The organism is Roseomonas sp. CECT 9278 (assembly GCF_918698155.1).
GTDB lineage: Bacteria > Pseudomonadota > Alphaproteobacteria > Acetobacterales > Acetobacteraceae > Neoroseomonas.
Genome location: NZ_CAKKLX010000036.1, coordinates 1 through 21723 on the forward strand (window position 1 = coordinate 1; position 21723 = coordinate 21723).

General features: G+C 72.3%; 22 protein-coding genes. 11 read left to right on the plus strand and 11 right to left on the minus strand.

The window, feature by feature from the left end:
• Positions 1 to 78: 78 nt before the first annotated feature.
• Genes LQ222_RS19310 through LQ222_RS19335 form a run of 6 tightly spaced genes read right to left on the minus strand, consistent with a single transcriptional unit; the run spans position 79 to position 5643 of the window.
• Positions 79 to 666 carry a DUF882 domain-containing protein gene (locus LQ222_RS19310; RefSeq protein WP_230168478.1) on the minus strand — a complete coding sequence of 196 codons (588 nt, stop codon included), beginning with the start codon at positions 664 to 666 and terminating at the stop codon, positions 79 to 81.
• Between the two features lie 3 nt (positions 667 to 669).
• The gene (locus LQ222_RS19315; RefSeq protein ID WP_230168479.1) at positions 670 to 2223 is read right to left on the minus strand and encodes a murein L,D-transpeptidase; all 1554 of its coding nucleotides are present in this window, start codon (positions 2221 to 2223) and stop codon (positions 670 to 672) included.
• A 58-nt stretch (positions 2224 to 2281) separates the two neighbouring features.
• Positions 2282 to 3652: an NAD(P)/FAD-dependent oxidoreductase gene (locus LQ222_RS19320; RefSeq protein WP_230168480.1), complete on the minus strand. Its 1371-nt coding sequence runs from the start codon at positions 3650 to 3652 to the stop codon at positions 2282 to 2284.
• Positions 3649 to 3945 (minus strand): (2Fe-2S)-binding protein, encoded by a 297-nt coding sequence (locus LQ222_RS19325; RefSeq protein ID WP_230168481.1) that lies wholly within the window; start codon positions 3943 to 3945, stop codon positions 3649 to 3651. The genes LQ222_RS19320 and LQ222_RS19325 overlap by 4 nt, the downstream gene beginning before the upstream one ends.
• Positions 3926 to 5041 carry an FAD-binding oxidoreductase gene (locus LQ222_RS19330; protein ID WP_230168482.1) on the minus strand — a complete coding sequence of 372 codons (1116 nt, stop codon included), beginning with the start codon at positions 5039 to 5041 and terminating at the stop codon, positions 3926 to 3928. Before LQ222_RS19330 ends, LQ222_RS19325 begins: the two co-directional genes overlap by 20 nt.
• Positions 5038 to 5643: a glutathione S-transferase family protein gene (locus LQ222_RS19335; protein ID WP_230168483.1), complete on the minus strand. Its 606-nt coding sequence runs from the start codon at positions 5641 to 5643 to the stop codon at positions 5038 to 5040. Before LQ222_RS19335 ends, LQ222_RS19330 begins: the two co-directional genes overlap by 4 nt.
• A 104-nt stretch (positions 5644 to 5747) precedes the next feature.
• Here LQ222_RS19335 and LQ222_RS19340 point away from each other — a divergent pair, with 104 nt between their 5' ends.
• On the plus strand, positions 5748 to 7085 hold the full coding sequence (locus LQ222_RS19340) for an aspartate aminotransferase family protein (protein WP_230168484.1): 1338 nt from the start codon (positions 5748 to 5750) through the stop codon (positions 7083 to 7085).
• A 138-nt stretch (positions 7086 to 7223) separates the two neighbouring features.
• Here the strand turns inward: LQ222_RS19340 and LQ222_RS19345 are convergent, their stop codons facing one another.
• From LQ222_RS19345 to LQ222_RS19355, 3 genes are all read right to left on the minus strand, one after another.
• On the minus strand, positions 7224 to 8114 hold the full coding sequence (locus tag LQ222_RS19345; protein WP_308071647.1) for a transglutaminase family protein: 891 nt from the start codon (positions 8112 to 8114) through the stop codon (positions 7224 to 7226).
• A gap of 10 nt (positions 8115 to 8124) precedes the next feature.
• Positions 8125 to 9003 carry a transglutaminase family protein gene (locus tag LQ222_RS19350; protein ID WP_230168485.1) on the minus strand — a complete coding sequence of 293 codons (879 nt, stop codon included), beginning with the start codon at positions 9001 to 9003 and terminating at the stop codon, positions 8125 to 8127.
• 179 nt (positions 9004 to 9182) lie between these two features.
• Positions 9183 to 9932 (minus strand): SDR family oxidoreductase, encoded by a 750-nt coding sequence (locus LQ222_RS19355; RefSeq protein WP_230168486.1) that lies wholly within the window; start codon positions 9930 to 9932, stop codon positions 9183 to 9185.
• 104 nt (positions 9933 to 10036) lie between these two features.
• Between LQ222_RS19355 and LQ222_RS19360 the strand changes: the two genes are divergently transcribed.
• The 5 genes from LQ222_RS19360 to LQ222_RS19380 all read left to right on the plus strand — a co-directional run bounded on the left by LQ222_RS19360 (position 10037) and on the right by LQ222_RS19380 (position 15544).
• Positions 10037 to 11446: an amidase gene (locus LQ222_RS19360; RefSeq protein WP_230168487.1), complete on the plus strand. Its 1410-nt coding sequence runs from the start codon at positions 10037 to 10039 to the stop codon at positions 11444 to 11446.
• Between the two features lie 18 nt (positions 11447 to 11464).
• The gene (locus tag LQ222_RS19365) at positions 11465 to 12250 is read left to right on the plus strand and encodes an enoyl-CoA hydratase (RefSeq protein ID WP_230168488.1); all 786 of its coding nucleotides are present in this window, start codon (positions 11465 to 11467) and stop codon (positions 12248 to 12250) included.
• A 5-nt stretch (positions 12251 to 12255) separates the two neighbouring features.
• Entirely contained in the window at positions 12256 to 13128 is an 873-nt protein-coding gene (locus LQ222_RS19370; RefSeq protein WP_230168489.1) for an SDR family oxidoreductase, read from the plus strand.
• Positions 13129 to 13226: 98 nt separating this feature from the next.
• Positions 13227 to 14336, plus strand: coding sequence for an LLM class flavin-dependent oxidoreductase (locus LQ222_RS19375; RefSeq protein WP_230168490.1), 1110 nt, complete (start codon positions 13227 to 13229; stop codon positions 14334 to 14336).
• A gap of 59 nt (positions 14337 to 14395) precedes the next feature.
• The gene (locus tag LQ222_RS19380; protein WP_230168491.1) at positions 14396 to 15544 is read left to right on the plus strand and encodes an iron-containing alcohol dehydrogenase; all 1149 of its coding nucleotides are present in this window, start codon (positions 14396 to 14398) and stop codon (positions 15542 to 15544) included.
• 41 nt (positions 15545 to 15585) lie between these two features.
• Here LQ222_RS19380 and LQ222_RS19385 read toward each other — a convergent pair whose 3' ends face one another.
• The gene (locus LQ222_RS19385) at positions 15586 to 16836 is read right to left on the minus strand and encodes an FAD-binding oxidoreductase (RefSeq protein ID WP_230168492.1); all 1251 of its coding nucleotides are present in this window, start codon (positions 16834 to 16836) and stop codon (positions 15586 to 15588) included.
• A gap of 105 nt (positions 16837 to 16941) precedes the next feature.
• On the opposite strand from LQ222_RS19385, the gene LQ222_RS19390 reads away from it, so the two are divergent.
• Genes LQ222_RS19390 through LQ222_RS19405 form a run of 4 tightly spaced genes read left to right on the plus strand, consistent with a single transcriptional unit; the run spans position 16942 to position 20201 of the window.
• Positions 16942 to 17823 (plus strand): TauD/TfdA family dioxygenase, encoded by an 882-nt coding sequence (locus tag LQ222_RS19390; protein WP_230168493.1) that lies wholly within the window; start codon positions 16942 to 16944, stop codon positions 17821 to 17823.
• A complete protein-coding gene (locus tag LQ222_RS19395) occupies positions 17820 to 18713 on the plus strand; it encodes a fumarylacetoacetate hydrolase family protein (protein WP_230168494.1) in 894 nt (297 codons plus the stop codon). Before LQ222_RS19390 ends, LQ222_RS19395 begins: the two co-directional genes overlap by 4 nt.
• 15 nt (positions 18714 to 18728) lie before the next feature.
• Positions 18729 to 19718 (plus strand): tripartite tricarboxylate transporter substrate binding protein, encoded by a 990-nt coding sequence (locus LQ222_RS19400; RefSeq protein ID WP_230168495.1) that lies wholly within the window; start codon positions 18729 to 18731, stop codon positions 19716 to 19718.
• A 60-nt stretch (positions 19719 to 19778) separates the two neighbouring features.
• On the plus strand, positions 19779 to 20201 hold the full coding sequence (locus LQ222_RS19405; RefSeq protein WP_230168496.1) for a nuclear transport factor 2 family protein: 423 nt from the start codon (positions 19779 to 19781) through the stop codon (positions 20199 to 20201).
• Between the two features lie 71 nt (positions 20202 to 20272).
• Here the strand turns inward: LQ222_RS19405 and LQ222_RS19410 are convergent, their stop codons facing one another.
• Positions 20273 to 20650, minus strand: coding sequence for a nuclear transport factor 2 family protein (locus tag LQ222_RS19410; RefSeq protein WP_230168497.1), 378 nt, complete (start codon positions 20648 to 20650; stop codon positions 20273 to 20275).
• Between the two features lie 103 nt (positions 20651 to 20753).
• Here LQ222_RS19410 and LQ222_RS19415 point away from each other — a divergent pair, with 103 nt between their 5' ends.
• Positions 20754 to 21722 (plus strand): tripartite tricarboxylate transporter substrate binding protein, encoded by a 969-nt coding sequence (locus LQ222_RS19415; protein WP_230168498.1) that lies wholly within the window; start codon positions 20754 to 20756, stop codon positions 21720 to 21722.
• Position 21723: the final 1 nt, after the last annotated feature.

Genomic DNA, 21723 nt, shown 5'->3' on the forward strand with positions numbered 1-21723 from the left:
GCGCAGCGCCCGGGTGGCGGGCGGCGCGCGCCAGCCCTGCGCCGCGGCCGGCGGGGCGTGGCGCGGCGTGCGGCCGGCCTACCAGCGCCGGGCCGGGCCGCAATCCAGGTGGACGAAGCCGTCGCGCCGATATAGCCCGACGCCGCCGATCTGCATGTCCGCCGCCGCCCGCGCGATGCCCATGGATTGCGTGCCCGGCAGGCGCACATCCGCCGCCATGCCCGACATGTGCAGCGACACGCGTGAGACGCGGCGGGACTGGCGCGCCCGCGCGGCGTTGGTCTCGGGCGCGCGGTAGCCGCTGATCACCTCGTAGTATTCATCCGAGCCGACGTGGCGGGCGATGGTGAACAGCACGTCGAACAGGCGGGGGTCCATGGGCGTCGTCTCGTCCATGGAAGGGTCGCGGAACAGCACGTCGAGCCGGCGCAGCGCGTCGCGGTCGTAGCGGCCATCGCGCCAATAGACGCCCGAATAGGATTCGCCGGTCTGCACGCGGCGGATGCGGACGGTGCGGGCCCCCGATGCCACCGCCTGCGCCTGCGCGGCGGCCGGCAGCCCGGCCAGCGCAACGAGGCCACCGAGGCCGGCGCGCAGCACTTCCCGCCGCTTCGCGACCACGGGATCGCAGCACGGGCAGCACAGCCCGTGGAACATGCGCGCCATGGGTCAGCGTGCCGCGGCGCCGCGCGCGTTGCCCCCTTCGGCGGAGGCGACGCGTTGCGGGGTCCCGCGGTCCATCGCGCGGGCGTAGTCGGCATCCAGGCCGTAGATGTCGGAGCGCATGATCACTTGGCCTCCCTCCACGATGACGGTCGTGTAGTGCAGCCGCACCGGGACCGAGCGCGCGATCGGCGTGCTCACGGTGGCGCGACTGGCCAGGGTGCGGTCGACCCGCGTCCTGTCCCAGCCCGCTGTGCCCGAGAGCGCCTCGGAAAGCAACTCCATCGGCCGTTCGAGCCGGATGCAGCCGGAGGAGAAGGCGCGCTGCCCGCGGCTGAACAGATGCCGGTCGGGCGTGTCATGCATGAAGATGGCGTCGCTGTTGGGCATCACGAACTTGATGCGGCCCAGCGCGTTGCGGTCGCCGGCATCCTGCCGCACGAAATACGGGAAGTGGTTGCGGTTGTAGTTGGCGAAGTCGAGCGTGGTGGCATCGACCGGCACCACCTCCCCGTCGACGCGCTGGAACAGGCGATACCCGGCGGCCTGCATGCCGGCGGGGTCGCGGCGGAAGCGCGGCAGCAGGTCCTCGCGCGCATTGCGGTCCGGTGCGCCCCAGGGCGGGTTGAACTGCACCGCGGTCATGCGGACATCGAGCATCGGCGTCTGCCGGTCGCGCCGGCCGACGATCACCGCCATGTCCTGCACCACGCGCCTGCCATCGAGCAGCTGCAGCCGGTAGTGCGGGACATTGACCTCGATGCGGCGCTCGGCGCGCGCGGCGGGCTGCGCACGCCGCATGTCGAGCGCGACGCGCAGCTGCGTGATCTTGGTATCGACCGGCGTGTTCAGCACGTCCCAGGTGATGGCGCCGACGCGGCCATCGGGCTCCAGCCCCTCGCTCGCCTGGTACAGCCGCACGGCGGCGAGCAGGCGGTCGTCATAGAGCGGGTTGGCCGCGGCCGGGCCTTCCACCAGCCCGGGATCGAGCGCCGCGAGGCGCGCGCGCAGCTGCGGCACGCGCGCCGCATCCATGGTGCCCGGTTCCAGCGTGCGGCGGGTATCCCCGGTGATGCGCGGCCAGCCGCCGGCGGCGGCGATGGCGCGGTAGCGGGCGAGCTCCGCCTTCAGCGCGCGGGCATCGGGCGGCAGGTCGGCGGCACGGTCGATGACGGTCGCGGGCTCCGGCGCGGCGGCGAGCTCCGCCACCCAGGCGCCGAGCTGCACCGCGGAGGGATCGCGGCGCAGGTCGACGCGCCCGCGCAGCGGGCCGGCGCGGCCCAGCAACAGGTCGGCCAGGGCGGCCTGGGCGGCGCGCAGCGTCTCGGCCCGGTAGCGCGCCGGGTCGGCGTCGGCGAGGCCGGCGGCGGGCACCTGGTACCAGCGCGGGTCGAGCCCGTCCTCGGCCAGGCGCGAAAGGCGGTCCGCCAGGCGCTGCACGGCGGCGTCAGAGGCGGCGGCGGTGGCGAGCGCCTGGGCATCCGCGGTGCGTACCAGGCCAGGGGCCGGCAGGGCGAAGGCGGTGACCGCCAGGAGGGGCAGGGCAAGAAATGCGCGCATGAAAGTGATGTAACGCAGCCCTGCCGGCGCGCCAATGATTGTGTGCGGTGGCGCAGCGTTATTGCGGGGGCTGTTGCGCGGATTCCGCACTCGCAGCCAGTTGCCCGACCGTGATGGGCTTGTAGGGCGCGCGCGGGCGCAGCGGCGCGATGGTCTCGGGCGGCACGCCGCGGACCTCGGCGATCAGCGCGGCGACGCTGGGCGCGCAGATGCGCCCCTGGCAGGGGCCCATGCCGCAGCGCAGGTAGGCCTTCATCTGGTTCGGGCCGGTGGCGCCGAGGCGCGCGGCGGCGCGGATGGCGCCGGCGGTGACTTCCTCGCACCGGCAGGCCAGCACGTCGTCGGGCGGTGCCAGCACCGAGGCCGGCGGCGCGTAGAACGCATCCAGCAAGGGGCGCAGCGCCAGCGCGGCACGGCGCGCGGCCAGTGGCGCGGCGGAGCGCGCGGCGACTCCGGCCGCGTCCAGCGCATCGAGCCGCCGGGCGGTATCGAGCGCGGCGAGCCGCCCCGCCGCCACCGCGGCCTCCCAGCCGCCGATCCCCGCGCCGTCGCCGGCGATGGCGATGCGGTCATGCGATGACGCGCCGAAGCCGTCCGTCACCGGCCGCCAGCAGGCCTGCCCGGCATCCCAGGCGTGATCCACGCCGATCGCGCGCGACACATGGGTCTGCGGGATCACGCCCTCGTGCAGCAGCAGCGTGTCGCAGGGGGCGGCGCCGCCATCCCAGGCAATGCGTTCGACGCGGGTGGTGCCCTCGGCGCGCAGGCCGCGCACGGGTCGCACCACCCGCACGCCGCGGCGGCGCGCCTCGGCCATCAGCGCCAGGCCCTTGGCGAGCAGTCGCCGGCCCGACCACAGGCCGCCCTGCGACAGCGCCGCGGCAAGGCCGGTGCTGCGCGTCTCGAGCAGCAGCGGGGCCGCGCCCGCGCGCGCCAACTGCACGGCCAACAGCCAGACCAGCGGCCCCTGCCCGGCCAGCACCGTCCGCCCCGCCGGCACCGCGCCAGTGGTCTTGAGCATGATCTGCGCGGCCCCCGCCGTCATCACGCCAGGCAGCGTCCAGCCGGGGATCGGCACCGCGCGTTCCTGCGCGCCGGTCGCAAGCAGCACGCGGCGCGCGCGCGCTTCATCGACGCCCTGCGGGCCGGCCAGCGACAGCAGGCCTTCATCCGGGTCGAGGTGCCACAGCGTCGTCGCCGGGCGGTATTCGGCGCCGCTGGCCCGGAAGGCGGCGATCAGCGCGAGGCCGGGTGCGATCTCCGGCCCGACCGCGGGATCGGGCGCGGCCGCCTCGGCGGCGCGGAACACCTGGCCGCCGGGGGCGGGGTTGTCATCGACCACCAGGACGGACAGGCCGCAGGCGCGCGCCTCGACCGCCGCCGCCATGCCGGCCGGGCCGGCGCCGATGATCGCCAGGTCATGGATCACGGCCGCGCCGCCCGCGCGCCGTGCTGGCGCGCGATCCGCATGCCGGGCGCGACCGGCACCATGCAGGCCTGCCGGTTCGCCACGCCGTCGATCTCCGCCAGGCAATCGAAGCACACGCCCATCATGCACAGCGGCAGGCGCGGGCTGCCGGAGACCGGGGTTTCGCGGATCGCGGGCAGGCCGGCCAGCAGCACGGCAGCGGCGGCCGAGGCGCCCGCGGGGACCAGCACCGGGGTGCCGTCGACCAGCACCTCGATGGTGGCGGGGCGGGCGTCAGGCCGCGGTCTGAACATCGAAGCGCTTCGCGGTGAAGGGGGCGAGGACGGGATCGAGCGCGCCGGCCGCGATCATCGGCGCCAGCAGCCGCGCATGGGCGCCGGCCAGCGTCACGCCGGAATGGCAATTCGCCGTGAAGGCGCCGGGGAAGCGGTCGGACTGGTCGTAGATCGGCAGGCCGTCCGGCGCCATGACGCGCAGCGCCGACCAGGCGCGCACGATGTTGAGCTCGGCGATCCAGGGGAAGCACAGCGCGGCGCGTTGCGCGATCTGCGCCATCACCGGCGGCGCCTGGCGGGTGTCGAAGCCGGCCTCCTCCATGCTGTCGCCGAGCATGATGGTGCCCTCGCCGGTCTGGCGGATGGTGGTGGTGGGCATCGGCAGGATCGTGCCGGCGCGTTCGGTCACCAGGATCTGGCCGCGCTGCGGGCGCACCGGCGTATTGAGGCCGAAGACCGGCGCGAGGTCGGCATTGCCGAGCCCCGCCGCCAGCACGATGCGCGGCGCGGTGAAGGCGCCGGCGGCGGTCTCCACGCGGAAATCGTGCGGCGCCGCGCTGCCGCCGGTGACCTTGGCGTTCGGGATGTAGGCCCCGCCGGCCTCGGTGAAGGCGCGGTGCAGCGCCTGGAGCAAGGCGAGCGGGCTGGCATGGCCATCATAGGGCGTGAAGGACGCGCCGACGACCGACGGGCCGAGGCCGGGCAGCATGTCGTCCAGCTCGCCGCGGCGGATCATGCGGTGGTCGAAGCCGTGGTTGCCGGCCTCGGCCTGCATCCGCGCCATGCGGGCGGCACGGTCGTCGAACTCGGCCTCGCTGAGGCACAGGTGCACGCCACCGGGCTGCTGCAGGGCGGTGTCGATGCCGGTGCGCGCCGCGAGGTCGGCGGCAAGGGCGGGCCATTCGCCGGCCGACCCGCGGGTCCATTGCTGGTACCACGGCGCGCCGAAGCCCTTCGACTGCACCCAGACCAGGCCGAAATTGCCGCGGCTGGCGCGGAAGGCGACGTCGCCCTCATCGAGCAGCACCGTGTCGAGCCCCTGGCCGCGCAGGCCATGCGCGATGGCCGCGCCGACCAGGCCGCCGCCGACGACGATGGCGTCGCGGGCGGTCATCGGCGTGGCAGCGTGACGATGCCCGGCAGCGCGGCCAGGCGCGCCACCCAGGCCTGCACGCCAGGCCAGCGCGCCAGGTCGAAGCCGCCCTCATGCGCCACATGCGTATAGGCGAACAGCGCCAGGTCGGCGACGGTCGGCCCCGCATCGGTCAGCCAGTCATGCGATGCGAGGCGGTGTTCCATCGCATCCAGCGCGCGCGCCCCGCCCTCGTCGCAGCGCGCCAGGCGCTCGGCGTTCTGCGCGGCGGTGCCCTGGTAGGCGCGGATGTTGCGCGCCACGGCGATGAAGGGCTCGTGGCTGTATTGTTCGAAGAACAGCCATTCCATCACGCGGGTGCGCGGCAGGCCGGGGGCGGGCAGCCAGGGCGTGCCTTCCGCGACATGCAGCAGGATGGCGTTGGATTCCACCAGCACCGTGCCGTCGTCCAGCTCGAGCACCGGCACCTTGCCGAAGGGGTTGCGCGCCAGGAATTCGGGCGTGCGCGTCTCGCCGCCATTGGTGTCGACCTCGACCCAGCGGAAGGGCGTGCCGGTGAGGCGCAGGATCTGCGCGACCTTCCAGCAATTGCCGGAGGGCGCCATGCCATGGACGGTTGCCATGGCGCGAAGGGTAGCCGCGCCGGGCGCCGCCGCAAGCCCGTTTCGGGTTGACGCCCCGATGCCCCGGCGCGAGCCTTCGCCCACCCCGCCGGAGCCAGACGCCCATGAGCCCCCTCGACGCCCCGCGCGACCCGCGCAATTCCGACCTCGAGGCCGCGTTGATCGAGGCGCGCGAGGCGTATTCGAACGCACGCCCGAAAAGTGCCGCGATCCACGCCAAGGCGCGCGAGGTGATGCCCGGCGGGAACACCCGCACCGTGCTGTTCTACACCCCCTTCCCCACCGCCATGGTGCGCGGCGAGGGCGCGCGGGTGTTCGATGCGGACGGGCGCGAGTATGTCGATTTCTGCGGCGAATACACCGCGGGTCTGTTCGGGCATTCCGAGACGCGCATCCTCGATGCCGTGAAGGCGGCGATGGACCGCGGCATCAACCTGGCCGCGGTGGGCGAGAACGAAGGGAAGCTCGCGGCGCTGATCTGCGGGCGCTTCCCGTCCGTGCAGCAGCTGCGCTTCACCAATTCCGGCACCGAGGCGAACATCATGGCGCTGGCCGGCGCGCGCGGCTTCACCGGGCGCACCGATGTGCTGGTCTTCCGCGGCGGCTACCATGGCGGTGTCTTCACCTTCCCGGTCGGCGTGCCGGTCAGCCCGGTCAACCTGCCCATCCCGATGCGCTTCGCCGACTACAACGACCCGGCGGGCGCCGCGGCCGCGATCCGCGAGGCCGGCGCCGCGCTGGCCGCGGTGATCGTGGAACCGATGCAGGGTTCGGGCGGCTGCATCCCGGCGACGCGCGAATTCCTCGCCGCGCTGCGCGAGGCCACGACCGAGACCGGCGCGCTGCTGGTCTTCGACGAGGTGATGACCAGCCGCCACGGCTTCGGCGGGCTGCAGCAGCGCATGGGCATCACGCCGGACATGACCACCTTCGGGAAATACATGGCGGGCGGGATGTCCTTCGGCGCCTTCGGCGGCCGCGCCGACATCATGGCGGTGTTCGACGGCCACCGGCCGGGCGCGATGCCCCATGCCGGCACCTTCAACAACAACGTGCTGTCGATGGCGGCCGGCTGCGTCGCGATGGGCGAGATCTTCGACGCCGCCGCCGCCGAGGCGCTGTTCGCGCGCGGCGAGGCGCTGCGCGAGGCCTGCAACGCCGCCTGCGCGAAGCATGGCGTGGCGATGCATTTCACCGGCGTGGGGTCGATGATGAGCCCGCACTTCCGCCCCGGCCCGATCACCGCCGCCTACGAGGCCAGCGCCGCCGAGGAGCAGATGCGCGAACTGTTCTTCTTCGACCTGCTGGCGGGCGGCATCTACCTGGCGCGGCGCGGCATGTCGGCGCTGATGCTGCCGGTGACGGATGCCGATTGCGCACGCTTCGTGGCCGCCGTCGATGAATTCTGCGCGGCGCGCAGGCCGGTGCTCACGCCGGCCTGACCCGGCGCGGCGGCGGTCACCGGCGGCCGGCAGGCATGCGTGCCGCCGGCCGGGCGGCTCCCCTCCGGATGGGCTCAGCCGGTCGGATGGAGATGACCCGACAGCAGGCAGCAGGACGCGGTGCTGCGCGCCGGGACGCTACGCCGTCACCTCGTCGGTGAACACGCTGAAGCCGGCCAGCGTGCAGGGGCCGAAGGTCGTGGCGATCGCCACGTCGGTCGCGTCGCGCCCGCGCGCCATCAGGATGCGCCCGATGCGCGGCTGGTTGTTGCGCGCATCGAAGGTGTGCCAGCGATCGTCGAGGAACACCTCGAACCAGGCGGCGAAATCCATCGGGCCGTAGGGCGGCGGCATGCCGATGTCGCCCAGGTAGCCGGTGCAGTAGCGCGCCGGGATGTTGACGCAGCGGCACAGCGCGATCGCCAGGTGCGCGTAGTCGCGGCACACGCCGCGCCGTTCCGCGAAGGCCTCGGATGCCGTGCGTGTGGCGCGGGCGTGCTCGTAGCCGAAGGCGATGTGGTTGTGCACGTAGTCGCAGATCGCCTGCACGCGGTCCCAGCCGGCGGGCCTCTGGCCGAACAGCGACCAGGCGACATCCGACAGGCGATCGGTGTCGCAGTACCGGCTGCCGAGCAGGTAGATCAGCATCTCGTGCGGCAGGTCCTCGATCGCGCGCTGCCAGGCGGCGCGCTCCACCGGGTCGGGCAGCCCGCTGTCCTCGACCAGCAGTCGCGTCTCGATGGTCAGCCGTCCCGGCGGGGCGACGATGCGCGTGCAGGCATTGCCGAAGCTGTCGATGTAAGGCGTGGCCGGGATGGGCGGGTCGAAGCCGATATGGTGCGGGCCCACCAGGTCCGCGGCGCGGGATGGATGTGGCGTGACCATGAGCAGCATCGGCGTCGGTTGCGGGCAGTCATAGGCGATCTGGCAGCCGGCGCTGATCTGCATGGAGACATCCTTGTTGAGGCGGTGCGACGCATCGCCCGGCGGTTCGTGATGCATGACGCAGGCGGGCCATGCAGGTTTCACGCCGGAGGGGTCACGATCCTGTTTCGGCGTCGGTGACGCTCACCCGGACGGTCATGCCGAGGTCGTCGGAGGGAAACCCGGTCCATGTGCCATGCAGCGGCAGCACGTGCCGATGGTCGCGCGCGACGGCGACGCGGATCAGGTCGCGATTGCCGATGATGCCGTTGGTCGGGTCGAGTTCGACCCAGCCGGCGCCGGGCACATAGACCCGCAGCCAGGCATGCGTCGCGCCGCCGCCGATCCGCCCGCCGCGCGCGCCGCTGTAGACATAGCCCGAGACGAAGCGCGCCGCGAGGCCGAGCGCGCGCAGCGCCTCGATCAGGAAGACCGCGAAATCCCGACAGGTGCCGCTGCCAAGGCGCAGCGTCAGCAGCGGTTCCTGCACGCCGCGCTCGGAGCGCGCGATATAGGTGAAGCGCTGCCGCACCCCGTGGGTGATCGCCGAGAGCAGGTCGCGCGTGCCGGTGGTGCCGTCGCGCCGCACGAAGCCGCGTGCCCAGCGTTCGATGGCGTGGTCTGGGTCGGGGTATTGCCGTTCGATCGACCGCGCGAGGTCGGGCAGGTCCTCGACGTCGTAGGCGAAGGGATAGGTCTCGGCATCCTGGCCGATGGGTTCATCGAGCGCATTCGCCGGCGTGTGGTCCAGCAGGACGCGGCTGTCGAAGCACAATTCCCGCGCGCGCCCGCTGAAGCGCGCGATGCCGACGCTGTTGCCAAAGACATCGTGCTGCCAGCGCAGTTCGGCGGGTTCCGGCGTGATCGTCAGGGTCGACCGGATCAGGCGCTGGTCATGGCCCTCGCGCGGGCGGAACATCATCCGGTGCTCGCCGAAGGCGACCGGCTGCCGGTAGCGATACGTCGTCACGTGATGGACGCCGAGGACAGGCATCGCGTTCCTTCAGGGCTTGGCCGTGGCCGCAGCTGAGGCACGCGGGGAAGTTCGGGCAGGGATGGCGGGTGCCGCGCGGCGCCACGTCGCGGGCCGCCGCGGCTCGTCCCGCTTCAGTTGAGGTGGGCACTGCAAGGCGCGGTTGCAAGCCGCCCTGGCCTTGATGGGCGCGGGTGGCGCTACCGCGCCCCGCCGATCGGCAGCCGTGCCCCCGAGACATAGGACGCGGCATCGGAGGCGAGGAACAGGATGCATTCCGCGACCTCCAGCGCCGATCCGCCGCGCGCCATCGGCACGCCGGCGGACAGGCGCTGCACGCGGTCTGGCATGCCCGCGGCGGCGTGGATCTCGGTGTCGATCAGGCCGGGATTGACGGCATTGACACGAATGCCCTCGGCGCCGACCTCGCGCGACAGGCCGACCGTGAGCGTGTCGACCGCGCCCTTGCTGGCGGCGTAGTGGACCCATTCGCCGCCGCCGCCGATCTCGCTGGCGCGGGAGGAGACGTTGACGATCGCGCCGCCCTTGCCGCCGCGCTTCGTCGACATGCGGCGCACCGCCTCGCGGCAATGCAGCGCCACGCCGATGACGTTGGGCGCCATGACGCCGACCCAGTCGGCCAGGGTGGTGTCGGCCAGCAGGCGCTTGGGGCCGGTGATGCCGGCATTGTTCACCAGCACGTCGAGGCCGCCGAAGGTCTCGTCGCAGCGGTTGAAGGCGGCGAGGATGTCGGGCTCGGCGCCGGCATCGCCCTGCAGCAGCACCACGCGGGCGCCACGGGATTCGCAGGCGCGGGCGGTGGCCTCGGCGCGGGCCGTCTCGCTGCGATAGGTCAGCAGCAGGTCGTAGCCGCGTTCGGCCGCCAGCAGCGCGGTGGCCGCGCCGATGCCGCGCGATCCGCCTGTCACCATCATCACGCGCCGTGCCATGGCGTTCCTCCTGGTTGCGCGCATCCTCGCGCAAAGGGGCGGTGCTGTCAGCCTTGCGGCGCATCGTGGCGCAGGCAAGCATGGTGCAGCCGAGGAGACGCCCCATGCCCCTGCCCGCACCGCAGACGTACACGCCCGAGGGCTTCCGCCCGCTGACCTTCCACGATGCGGTGCCGGGCTTCCTGGAGGGCACCGACACGCCGCGCGCGTATCTGGAACGCTGCCTCGCCACCATCGCGGAGGTCGAGCCGCAGGTGATGGCCTTCGCGTCGCTGAACGAGGCCGGCGCGCGGGAGGCGGCCGATGCCAGCACGGCGCGCTACAAGGCCGGCGCGCCGCTGTCGGCGATCGACGGGCTGCCGATCGGCATCAAGGACCTGCTGGAGACGCGCGACCTGCCGACCGAGATGGGCAGCGCCTTCTACAAGGGGAACCGGCCGGGGCGCGACAGCGCGCTGGTGCAGGCGCTGCGCCAGGCCGGCGCGGTGATCGTCGGCAAGACGGTCACGACGGAGCTGGGCATGTCGCATCCCGGGCCGACGCGCCATCCCTTCGACCTGCGGCGCACGCCGGGCGGGTCGTCATCCGGCTCGGGCGCGGTGATCAGCGCGCGGATGCTGCCGGCGGCGATCGGCACGCAGGTGCTGGGCAGCGTGATCCGCCCGGCATCCTTCAACGCGAACTGGGGGCTGAAGCCGACCCAGGGCGGCATCAATCGCGGCGAGCGCCAGGGTTTCAGCCAATCCACCGTCGGCATCCATGCCGGCAGCGCACAGGACATGTGGGCCATCGCGGTCGAGATCGTGAAGCGCGTCGGCGGCGATCCGGGCGCGCCGGGGATGTATTTCACGCGCGAGGACCCGCCGGCGACGGTGGTGCCGCGGCGCCTGGCGGTGCTGGAGACGGAAGGCTGGGCGGTGGCCGAACCCAAGGCAATCGCCGCCTTCGAGCAGGCGCTGGAGGCCCTGCGCGCGCAGGGCGTGGCGATCCTGCGCCGCGGCGACCATCCGCTGCTGGAGGCGCTGGAACAGCGCGTGATGGGCGCGATGGGCCTCGCCACCGACGTCTGTGCGTATGAAAGCGCCTGGTCGGTCGCCAACATGATGGCGAAGAACCCCGATGCGCTGTCCGACAGCCTGAAGGCGCGCTTCGAACTCGGGTGTTCCGTCACGCTGGCGCAGTACCGCATGCGCCTGCTGCAGCGCGAGGAGATGCGGCGTGCCCAGGCCGCGCTGGCCGGCGAGGTCGATGCCTTCATCGGCCTGCCCGCCTGCGGGCCCTCGCCGATGCCGGGCGATACCGGCGGGTCGTCCAACCGCATCCTGCATACCACCGGCAATCCCATCATGAACACGGCGTCGTCGGGGCTCGGCTGCCCGGTGGTGACGGTGCCGCGCATGGCGGTGGAGGGGCTGCCGCTGGGCATCTCGATCACCACCCAGCCGCACCAGGATGAACGGGCCGTCGCGATTGCGCGCTGGATTGCGGCCGCGGTTCCGCCGATCATGGTCTGAAGACCACCGGAGGAAACCATGAGCGAGATCGACGTCACCGACGATGCCGGGCTGCGGACCATCCGCATCGCCCGGCCGGAGAAGAAGAACGCGCTGACGCGGGACATGTATGCCGCCATGGGCGCGGCGCTGCGCGATGCGGCGGGGGCGTCCGGCGTGCGCGCGGTGCTGATCACCGGCGGGACGGAGTGCTTCACCTCCGGCAATGACGTGGGCGACTTCAAGGCGCGCGGCGACCAGGCGGCGGATGTGCCCTCCCCGGCGCGGGAATTCCTGGCGGCGCTGCGCGCCTGCCCGAAGCCGGTGGTGGCGGCGGTGGCGGGCTACGCGGTGGGGATCGGCACCACGATGCTGCTGCATTGCGACTTCGTCTATGCGGCGGAGAACGCCGTCTTCCGCATGCCTTTCGTCGATCTCGGCCTGTGCCCGGAGGGCGGGTCCTCGCTGCTGGTGCCGCAGCGTGGCGGGCAGCTGTTGGCCAATGAACTGCTGATGCTGGGCGATGCCTTCCCGCCCGCCACGGCGCTGCGCGCAGGCATCGTGAACGCCGTGGTGCCGGTCGGTGAATTGATGGCGACGGCGCAAGGCGTGGCGCGCCGCCTGGCCGCCAAGCCGCCGGCCGCGATGGCCACCACCAAGCGCCTGCTGCGCCAGGCCGGCGAGGACGCGCTCTCCGCCCACATGACCGAGGAATTCGCCCGCTTCGGCGCCTTGCTGCGCGGACCGGAAGCGGCCGAGGCCGTCGCTGCCTTCCAGGAGAAGCGCAAGCCCGACTTCACGCGCTTCCACGCCGCGGCGGAGTAGCCGCGATGTTCCGCGAGGGTCTGTTCGACGGCGCGCGCGTGCTGGTCACCGGCGGCGGCACGGGGCTCGGGCGCATGATGGCGGAGCGGCTGGTCGCGCTCGGCGCATCCGTCGAATTGTGGGGCCGGCGCGGCGAGGTGGTGGCGGCAACGGCCGCCGAGATCAACGCCCGGCATCCCGGCCGCGCGACATCGCGCGCGGTCGACATCAAGGACCCCGCCGCGGTGGACGCCGCGGTCGCCGCGATGTGGGACGAGGGGCGGCCCGCCACGCATCTGGTGAACAACGCCGCCGGCAATTTCATCAGCCGGACCGAGGACCTCTCGCCGCGCGCCTTCCACGCCATCGCCGACATCGTCTTCCACGGCACCTTCCAGGTGACGCAGGCGGTGGGCAAGCGCTGGATCAAGGACGGCACCGGCGGGTCGGTGGTGTCGATCATCGTGACCTGGGTGCGCACGGGCGCGCCTTTCGTCGTGCCCTCCGCCATGTCCAAGGCCGGCATCGACGCCATGACCAAGTCGTTGGCGGTGGAATGGGGGCGGCATGGCATCCGGCTGAATGCCATCGCGCCCGGCACCATCCCGACCGAGGGCATGTTCGCGCGGTTGCGGCCCGGGGAGAACAACCCGGCCGAGCGCGCCGCACGGGCCAACCCGATGCGGCGCGTCGGCACGCCCGAGGATATCGGCGACCTGGCGGCCTTCCTGCTGAGCCCCGTCTGGATCAATGGCGAGACCATCGCGCTGGATGGCGGCAGCTGGCTGACCGGCGGCGGTGGCTTCCAGGACTACCTGGGCTGGAGCGATGACGACTGGGCCGCCGCGCGCGAACGCATCAAGGCACGCAACGCGGCCGACAAGTCGCAGCGCGGCTGATCTCACAGCCTCGCGCGCCACTCGCTTTCCGGTTGCATGCCGGCGCGCGACCATCGGATGCTTCCCCCAACGACAAGACCAGCAGGAGGAAGCACCCGATGGAATTCGGCTATTTCGCCATGCCGTCCCACCCGCCCGAGCGCGGCCTGAAGCAGGGCCATGACTGGGACCTGCAGGTGCTGCGCTGGCTGGATGAGATGGGCTACAGCGAGGCCTGGATCGGCGAGCACCACACCGCGCCGTGGGAACCGCACCCCTCGCCCGACCTGCTGATCGCGCAGGCGCTGTTGCAGACCAAGCGGCTGCGCATCGGCCCTGGCGGCTTCCTGCTGCCCTATCACCACCCGGCGGAACTCGCGAACCGGGTCGCGATGCTGGACCACCTGTCGGAAGGCCGGCTGAACTTCGGCATCGCGGCCTCGGGCCTGCCGTCGGACTGGGCGATGTTCAACGTGGACGGCATGTCCGGCCAGAACCGCGACATGACGCGCGAGGCGCTCGACATCATCCTGAAGATGTGGACCGAGGACGGGCCCTGGCACCATGACGGCAAGTACTGGAAGGTCGACAAGCCGGACACGATGTTCGGTTTCCTCAAGCCGCACATCAAGCCGTTGCAGGCGCCGCATCCGCCGATTGGCGTGGCTGGGCTGTCGAAGAATTCCGACACGCTGAAGCTGGCCGGCGAACGCGGCTACCTGCCGATGTCGCTGAACCTGAACCCGGCCTATGTCTCGTCGCATTGGGACAGCGTCGAGGCCGGCGCGCGCAAGTCCGGCCGCACGCCCTGGCGCGGCGATTGGCGCCTGGTGCGCGAGGTGTTCGTGGCCGAGACCGACGAGGAAGCCTGGCGGCTTTCGGTGGGCTCGCACATGGGGCGCATGATGGGGGAATACTTCCTCCAGCTGCTCGCGCAGTTCGGCTTCAAGGACTACCTGAAGCACGATCCGTCGGTGCCGGATTCCGACGTGACGGTGGACTATTGCGCGCACCACAACTGGATCATCGGCAGCCCCGCGACCGTCGCCGAGAAGATCGAGCGCATCTACGAGGAGGTCGGCGGCTTCGGGCAGCTGCTGGTCTTCGGCTTCGACTACCTGGAGAGCCCGGAGGCGTGGAAGACGTCGCTCGGGCTGCTGCAGACGGAGGTCGCGCCGCGGGTGAAGCACCTGGTGCCGAAGCGCCAGGCGGCGCTGGCGGCGGAGTAGGTTGCCGGCGCGCGCCCGCCGCCGCATCCTGCCGCTTCCCTGACGGAGGGCCCCGGGCGATGGGCGCGCACCTGCATCAATGGCCGGCCCAGGGCCGCGTCCACCATGGCGCGGCGCTGGCCGAGACGTTGCCACGCGAGGTCGCGGACGCCGCGCGCATCGTGCTGGTCACGACGCGCTCGCTGGCCGGCGGCGCGCTGGTCGCGGCCGCCACCACGGCGCTCGGCGCGCGGCTGGTCGGCACCTTCGCCACCATGCGCGCGCATAGCCCGGTCGAGGACGTGCTCGCCCTGGCGGCGCTGCTGCGCGAGAAGGATGCCGACCTGGTGGTGGCGCTGGGCGGCGGGTCGGTGATCGACGGGTCGAAGGTGGCGTGCCTGGCGGTGTGGCGCGCGATCAGCGATGCCGGCGAGCTGGTCGGCGCGGCGGCATCGCGCGGCGCGGCGCCGGGGAACTGGGACGGCGCGCCGCCCGGCCCGCGCATGGTGGCGATCCCGACCACGCTCTCGGCCGCGGAATTCGCGCCGCATGCGGGCTACACGGATCTCGCGGCGGGGCGGAAGTATCGCGCACTCGACCCGTGGATGGTGCCGCGCGCGGTGATCCTCGATCCCGCCGCGACGCTGGAGACGCCGGCGGAACTGCTGCTGTCATCGGGCATCCGCGCGCTGGACCATGCCGCGGAACGCTGGTGTTCGACGGCCCCGCAGGCCTTCTCGGATGCCGTGTCGCATCGCGCGATGCTGATGCTGGCCGAAGGGTTGCCGCGGGTGCGCGCGCATCCTGACGACCTGGCGGCGCGCGCGCTGTGCCAGCAGGCCATGTGGCTGTCGGTGATGGGCGGCTGGTCGGGCGTGCCGGTCGGCGCCAGCCACGGGCTCGGCTACATCCTGGGCGCAGCGCGCGGGGTGCCGCATGGCATCACGTCGTGCCTCATGCTGCACGCCGTGATGCGCTGGAACGCGCCGGTGAACGAGGCGCGGCAGCGCGACATCGCGCACATCTTCGGCGGCGAGGAGGCCGGCCCGGCGATCGAGGCCTTCGTGCGTGGCCTCGGCCTGCCGACGCGGCTGTCGGAGCAGGGCATCGCCGCGGCCGACATCCCTGGGCTGGCAGCGCGGTGGAACGGAGATGCGCCGATCGCGACCAACCCGCGCCCGGTGCGCGGGACGGCGGACCTCGAGGAGATCCTGCAGTTGGCGGCGTAGCGGCGCGTCGCCGGGCTGGGCCGGCACGGTCGCGACGTCGTTCAGAAGCGTTCGACGGCGAAGGGCGCGAAGTCGAAATTCGGGTTCTCGCCGGCGATCGCGGAGGCGACGAGCGCGCCGGTCGGCGCCGATCCGGTCAGGCCCAGGTGCCCATGGCCGAAGGCGCACCACAGCCCGCCCCAGGCCTTGACCGGGCCCATCACCGGAAGGCTGTCCGGCAGGCAGGGGCGGTGGCCCATCCAGGTCGTCGCACCCGCGGTCCGCGCCTGCGGGAACACCGCGCGCAGGTCACCCAGCAGCAGCTGCGCGCGGGCTTCGTTGGGCGGCGCGTCCAGCCCGGCAAATTCGACCGACCCCGCGACGCGCAGCCCATCCTCCATCGGCGTGATGAACACCTTGCGGTCGGCGGGCGAGAGCACGCGGCCGACCTGCACGCCGCTGTCGGGCAGCATCACGTGGTAGCCGCGCTGCGTCTCCAGCGGCACCTTGATGCCGAGCGGCGCGAGCAGCCGCGCCGACCAGGCCCCGGCGGCCAGCACCACGCGGTCGGCGGGGATGTCGCCGTCATCGGTGGTGACGCCGGTGACGCGGCGGCCCTCGGTGGTGATGGTGCGGATCTCGGCCTCGCGGATCTCGCCGCCCATGCGGCGGATGCCGGCGGCAACCACCTCCGCCAGGCGCGCGGGATTCACGCAGGACCCATGGTCGGGCAGGAAGACGGCGCGGGTATAGGCGGGCGCGACCTCGGGCTCGAACGCGACCAGCCCGGCGCGGTCCAGCACCTCCATCCGCAGACCGTGTCGGCGGCGCAGGTCCAGGCCCGCTTCATCCTTCGCCATCTGCGCATCGTCGCGGTAGAGGTACATCTGCCCCTGCGCGCGCAGCAGGTCGAGCGCGCCTTCCTCCTCCAGGATCTCCCGGTGCCGTTCCGGCGCGCCATACAGCAGGGACGCCAGCGCGGTGGCCGCTGCCTCGACCTGCGCAGGCCGCGCTGACGCCACGAAGCGCAGCAGCCACGGCATGGCGCGCAGCCAGTAGCGCGCCGGAATGTGCAGCGCGCCGGCGCGGTCGGTCAGCATCTTCGGCACCTGGCGCAGCACGCCGGGCATCGCCAGCGGCGCGACCGACCCATGGCTGATGGCGCCCGCATTGCCGGCATAGGCGGCGTGCGGCTTGCGCGCTTCGACGACGATCGGCTTCAGCCCGCGCCAAGCGAGGTGCCAGGCCACGCAGAGCCCGACGATGCCGCCGCCGACCACGACGATGCGCGGCTTGTCCAGGGTGTTCCACATGCCGCCATGCTGCCCTGCCCGCGCGCCGGGCGGAAGGCGTCCCGGCGCGTTGACGAGGCGCGTGCGGCGTCGCACCTTCCGCGCAAGCAAGCCGAGGAACGTCCCATGCAGATCACCCCGAACAATGCCGGGCTGGGCGCGCGCGTGGAGGGCATCGACCTTGCGCGCGCCCTGTCGCCGGAGGATTTCCGCACGGTGCTGCGCGCGCTGGGTCAGTACGGCGTGCTGTGCTTCCCGGGGCAGGACATGGATGCCGCGGCGGTCTCCGCCTTCGGTTCGCGCTTCGGCGAGCTGGAAGTGAATGTCGCGAACCTGTTCCACGCCGAGGGGCATCCGGAAGTGATGCACCTGTCCAACATGAAGGACGCGGCGGGCAAGCCGATGGGCCTGTCGGATGCCGGCCAGGGCTGGCACACCGACATGTCCTATTCGAAGGAGATCGCGCTGGCCAACGTGCTGCACGCCAAGCGCGTGCCGCGGCGCGACGGCAAGGCCATCGGCTGCACGCAGTTCCGCAACATGCATGCCGCCTATGACGACCTGCCGGCGGAAGTGAAGCAGCGCATCGAGGGCCGCACCGCCATCCACGACTTCACCAAGTTCTGGGACATGATGCGCATCCGCCCCGGTTCCATCCGCGGCCCGCTGACGCCCGAGCAGCGGGCGAAGAAGCCGCCCGTCTCGCAGCCCATGGTGCGCGTGCATCCGATCACCGGGCGGCGCGTCCTGTATTGCAACTCCGGCTACGCGATGTTCGTCGAGGGCATCGACCGTACGGAATCCGACGCGCTGCTCGACTACCTGTTCCGCCACCAGGCGCAGGCGAAGTTCTTCCACGAGCACGCCTGGAACGAGGGCGACGTGCTGATGTGGGACAATATCGGCACGCTGCACAATGCGGTGGCCGACTACGGCCCGGACGAACCGCGCTTCATCCTGCGCGTGCAGGTGATGGCGAGCCTCGACTACGCGGCGCTCGCGGCATGAGGCTGGTCACGCTGGACGGCGGCGTCCTGGGCGGCATCATCGGCGACGGCGTGGTGGCGCTGCGCCCCGCGCTGGCCGCCGCGCAGCGCGCCGCCGGGGAAGACCCGCGCGACACCATCCCCGACGACATGGTGGCGCTGATCGGCGACGAGGCGGCGATGGTCGCGGCCGGCCGCGCGCTGGCCTTCGCGGCGCGGGCGGAGAACGGGGCGTTGCGGGCGCCACTGTCTGAAGCGCGGCTGCTGGCGCCGCTGAAACCCGGAAAGATCCTCGGCGTCGGGCGCAACTACGGCGACCACGCGAAGGAAGCCGGCGGCCCGAAGCTCGAGATGCCGAAGATCTTCCTCAAGCCGACCTCCTCGGTGGTCGGGCCGGGGGCCGCGGTCCGCATTCCGCCGGCGGTGAAGAAGGCCGATTGGGAGGTCGAGCTCGGCGTCGTCATCGGCCGGCCTGCGCGCAACGTCTCGGAAGGCGTCGCCCTCGACTACGTCGCCGGCTACACCGTGCTCGACGATATCAGCGCGCGCGAATTCCAGTTCGACGTGCCGCTCGCCATGACCTCCTTCGCCAAGGGCATGGACGGCTTCTGCCCGATCGGCCCCTGCATCGCGACAGCGGACGAGGTGGGCGAGCCCTGGGCGCTCGATGTCCGCTGCTGGCTGAACGGGGAGGAAGTGCAGCACGGCAATACGCGCGACCTGATCTTCCCGGTCGCCACGCTGATCGCCTTCCTGTCGCGCTACATGACGCTGGAACCGGGCGACGTGATCGCCACCGGCACGCCGGCCGGCGTCGGGCATTTCCGCGACCCGCCGCGCTACCTGACATCCGGCGATCGGCTGCGCATGGAAGTCGAGCGGGTCGGCGTTCTCGAACACACGATCGCATAGCAGGGAGAGACAAGAATGATCCGCAGGACGCTGCTCGGCGCCGCCTTCGCGCTTGCCGCGCTGCCGGCGCTGGCCCAGCCGGCGCGCGCACCCGGCACCGACTATCCCAACAAGCCGGTGCGCGTGATCGTCGCCTTCGCCGCGGGCGGCAATGCCGACATCAATGCGCGGCTGATCTCGGCGGCGCTGTCGCAGCGGCTCGGCCAGCAGTTCGTGGTCGAGAACCGGCCTTCCGGCGGCGGCACCGTGGCCTTCGAGACGGTCGCGCAGACCCAGCCCGACGGCTACACGCTGCTGGTCGGCGCGCTCGGGTCGCATACGCTGAATGTCGGCCTGTATGGCGACCGGCTGCGGGTGCATCCGCTGACCGGCGTGGACCACATCACCATCTCCTCGCATTCGCCGATCGTGCTGGCGACGCATCCCTCGATGAATGTCCGCACGCTGGCGGAATTCCGCGCGGCGGTGGCGGCGGGCGGCGGCACGGTGGCCTATGGGTCGTCGGGCAATGGGTCGACCGGGCATATCGCCTCGGCGCTGCTGCTGCACCTGGCGGGCATCCAGGCGACGCACGTGCCCTATCGCGGGTCGGCGGCGTCCTTCCAGGACCTGATGGCCGGGCGGATCATGTTCCAGTCCGACACCATCTCCTTCATGGCCGAGCACATCCGCGCCGGCACGGTGCGCGGCATCGTCATCGGCATCCCTGCGCGCAGCCCCATGGCGCCCGACGTGCCGACCGCGGCCGAGGCCGGGCTGCCCGGCTGGCAGGCCACCACCTGGACGCCGTGGTCCGCCACGCTCGGCACGCCCGCGCCGATCCGGCAATTCCTGTACGAGCACATCGCCGCGATCCTGCGCACGCCCGAGGTGCGCGACCGGCTGATCGCCCTGGGCAACACCATCCCCGAGGGCATGACACCCGACGCCACGCGCGCCTTCATCGCGGCCGAGATCGACAAATGGGTGCCGATCGTCCGCGCCTCCGGCGCGCGGGTCGATTGAAGGCTTGATCGCCGGCGCGCCGGGCGCGAGCCTCCGTTGCTCAACCGGACGGAGGCGCGCATGACGACCGAGGCGACACGGACGACGATCGCCGCGCTGTACGATTCCTATCGCGCCGGCGACATGCCGGCCGTCATGGCCGGCCTGGCCGAGGACATCGCCTGGCTGTCGGCCGGCGAGGCACCGCTGCCCTGGTGCGGCCGTTGGCGCGGGCGGGAGGGCGTGAGCGCCTATTTCACGGCGCTGGCCGGTATCTGCCAGGTCACCGCCTATGACATCGAGCGCATCCTGGCGGATGGCGACTGGGCCACGGTGCTGGCCTCCATCCGCCTGCGCTACCACGCCGATGGATCGGAATGCGCCTATACCAAGGTGGATGTGCTGCGCCTGGATGGCGGCCGCGTCGCGGAGTTCCGCGAATACTACGATACCGCGGCCATGGAACGCGACCTGGGCCGCGCGAACACCGGCCGGCCGGGCTGACGCGAGGGGCGGCCTGCGCGCGCGCCCGGTGGGGCCGCCGCACGCCGGACACGCCCACCCGTCGCGGGCCGTCAGTCGCGCGTGTCGGTGCGGAACACCTTGCTGACGATCCGCCAGCCCTGCTGCGTCTTCAGCAGCACCAGGTAGTCGGTGAAGTAGCGCGGCGGGATCTGGCAATTCACCTTGGCCATCGCGAGCTCCGGGCCGGGCTGGTCGATCATCAGCACGCGGTCCGCGCGCGCCAGGCCCTGCGCCTTCGCGCTCGGGCGGTTGCGCACCCAGTCGAACCACTGGTCGCGCGGCAGGTCCTGCACCACGCCGTCCTTGTCGGAATACAGATGCGCGCAGGGGTGGAAGGCGGCGTCGAGCTTCGCGGTGTCACCTTCGTGCAGGCCGTCGAAATAGGTCTGCAGCACGGCCTCGATGGCGGCGATGTCGGTGGCGGGCATGGGGCGTGTCCTTGCGGTGTGGCGCGGCGCATCCTGGCGTGGAACGCGGGGCGTTTACAGGGGCGGCGCGGCGGGGGAATGTCCGCCCCAAGGGAGAACCGCCATGCACCCGCGCCGCCGCCACCTGCTGCTTGCCCCCGCCGCCCTGGCGCTGCCCGCGCCGCTGCGCGCGCAACCCGCCTGGCCGTCGCGCCCGGTGCGCGTGATCGTACCCTACGCGGCCTCGGGCGGGACGGATATCCTGACACGCGCGCTGGGCGAGGCGCTGCGCCCGACCCTGCCGCAGCCCTTCGTCGTCGAGAATCGCGCCGGTGCCGCCGGCGTCGTGGGGTCCGAGGCCGTCGCGCGCGCCGAACCCGACGGGCACACGCTGCTGGTGGTGGTCAGCACGCATGTGATGAACCGCTACCACCTGCCCTCGATGCCTTTCGACGCGGTGCGCGACTTCACGCCGATCGCGATGCTGACGCGCAATACGATGGTGCTGGTGGCGGGTGCCAGCCAGCCCTTCGACAGCCTGCGCGCGATGATCGACTACGCCAAGCGCAACCCGGGGCGCGTGGGCACCGGCAGCACCGAGGCGCTGTCCTCCTTCATCGGCCAGGAACTCGCGCGCCGCGCGGGGGTGGAGATGCCCGATGTCGCGTATCGCTCGGGCGGGCAGTTGATGAACGACATCGTCGCGGGGCACCTGCCCACCGGCTGGACCAGCACGGTCAGCGCCGCGCCGCACATGCAGACCGGGCGCGTGCGCATCCTGGCGGTGTCGACCGCGCAGCGTTCGGCCTTCTTCCCCGACGTGCCGACCGCGGCCGAACAGGGTGTCGCGGAATTCGACCTGTCGGGCTGGGTCGCGATGCTCGCACCGCCGCGCATGGACCCGGCGCTGGCGGCGACGATCGGCGCCACCGTGCAGCGTGTCTTCGACGACGCGGCGTTCCAGCAGCGCCTGGTCGCGCTGGGTGTCGAGCGCGATTTCCGCCCCGCCCCCGCGCTGCTCGAGGCGATGCAGCGCGATGACCGCATCTGGGCCGCCGCCGCGCAGGCCGGCCACATCCGACCGCAGCAGTAAG

Coding starts and splice junctions, on each gene's coding strand:
- LQ222_RS19310 (WP_230168478.1), bottom strand. CDS start 666: ATGGCGCGCATGTTCCACGGGCTGTGCTGCCCGTGCTGCGATCCCGTG.
- LQ222_RS19315 (WP_230168479.1), bottom strand. CDS start 2,223: ATGCGCGCATTTCTTGCCCTGCCCCTCCTGGCGGTCACCGCCTTCGCC.
- LQ222_RS19325 (WP_230168481.1), bottom strand. CDS start 3,945: ATGTTCAGACCGCGGCCTGACGCCCGCCCCGCCACCATCGAGGTGCTG.
- LQ222_RS19330 (WP_230168482.1), bottom strand. CDS start 5,041: ATGACCGCCCGCGACGCCATCGTCGTCGGCGGCGGCCTGGTCGGCGCG.
- LQ222_RS19335 (WP_230168483.1), bottom strand. CDS start 5,643: ATGGCAACCGTCCATGGCATGGCGCCCTCCGGCAATTGCTGGAAGGTC.
- LQ222_RS19340 (WP_230168484.1), top strand. CDS start 5,748: ATGAGCCCCCTCGACGCCCCGCGCGACCCGCGCAATTCCGACCTCGAG.
- LQ222_RS19350 (WP_230168485.1), bottom strand. CDS start 9,003: ATGCCTGTCCTCGGCGTCCATCACGTGACGACGTATCGCTACCGGCAG.
- LQ222_RS19355 (WP_230168486.1), bottom strand. CDS start 9,932: ATGGCACGGCGCGTGATGATGGTGACAGGCGGATCGCGCGGCATCGGC.
- LQ222_RS19360 (WP_230168487.1), top strand. CDS start 10,037: ATGCCCCTGCCCGCACCGCAGACGTACACGCCCGAGGGCTTCCGCCCG.
- LQ222_RS19365 (WP_230168488.1), top strand. CDS start 11,465: ATGAGCGAGATCGACGTCACCGACGATGCCGGGCTGCGGACCATCCGC.
- LQ222_RS19370 (WP_230168489.1), top strand. CDS start 12,256: ATGTTCCGCGAGGGTCTGTTCGACGGCGCGCGCGTGCTGGTCACCGGC.
- LQ222_RS19375 (WP_230168490.1), top strand. CDS start 13,227: ATGGAATTCGGCTATTTCGCCATGCCGTCCCACCCGCCCGAGCGCGGC.
- LQ222_RS19380 (WP_230168491.1), top strand. CDS start 14,396: ATGGGCGCGCACCTGCATCAATGGCCGGCCCAGGGCCGCGTCCACCAT.
- LQ222_RS19385 (WP_230168492.1), bottom strand. CDS start 16,836: ATGTGGAACACCCTGGACAAGCCGCGCATCGTCGTGGTCGGCGGCGGC.
- LQ222_RS19390 (WP_230168493.1), top strand. CDS start 16,942: ATGCAGATCACCCCGAACAATGCCGGGCTGGGCGCGCGCGTGGAGGGC.
- LQ222_RS19395 (WP_230168494.1), top strand. CDS start 17,820: ATGAGGCTGGTCACGCTGGACGGCGGCGTCCTGGGCGGCATCATCGGC.
- LQ222_RS19400 (WP_230168495.1), top strand. CDS start 18,729: ATGATCCGCAGGACGCTGCTCGGCGCCGCCTTCGCGCTTGCCGCGCTG.
- LQ222_RS19405 (WP_230168496.1), top strand. CDS start 19,779: ATGACGACCGAGGCGACACGGACGACGATCGCCGCGCTGTACGATTCC.
- LQ222_RS19410 (WP_230168497.1), bottom strand. CDS start 20,650: ATGCCCGCCACCGACATCGCCGCCATCGAGGCCGTGCTGCAGACCTAT.
- LQ222_RS19415 (WP_230168498.1), top strand. CDS start 20,754: ATGCACCCGCGCCGCCGCCACCTGCTGCTTGCCCCCGCCGCCCTGGCG.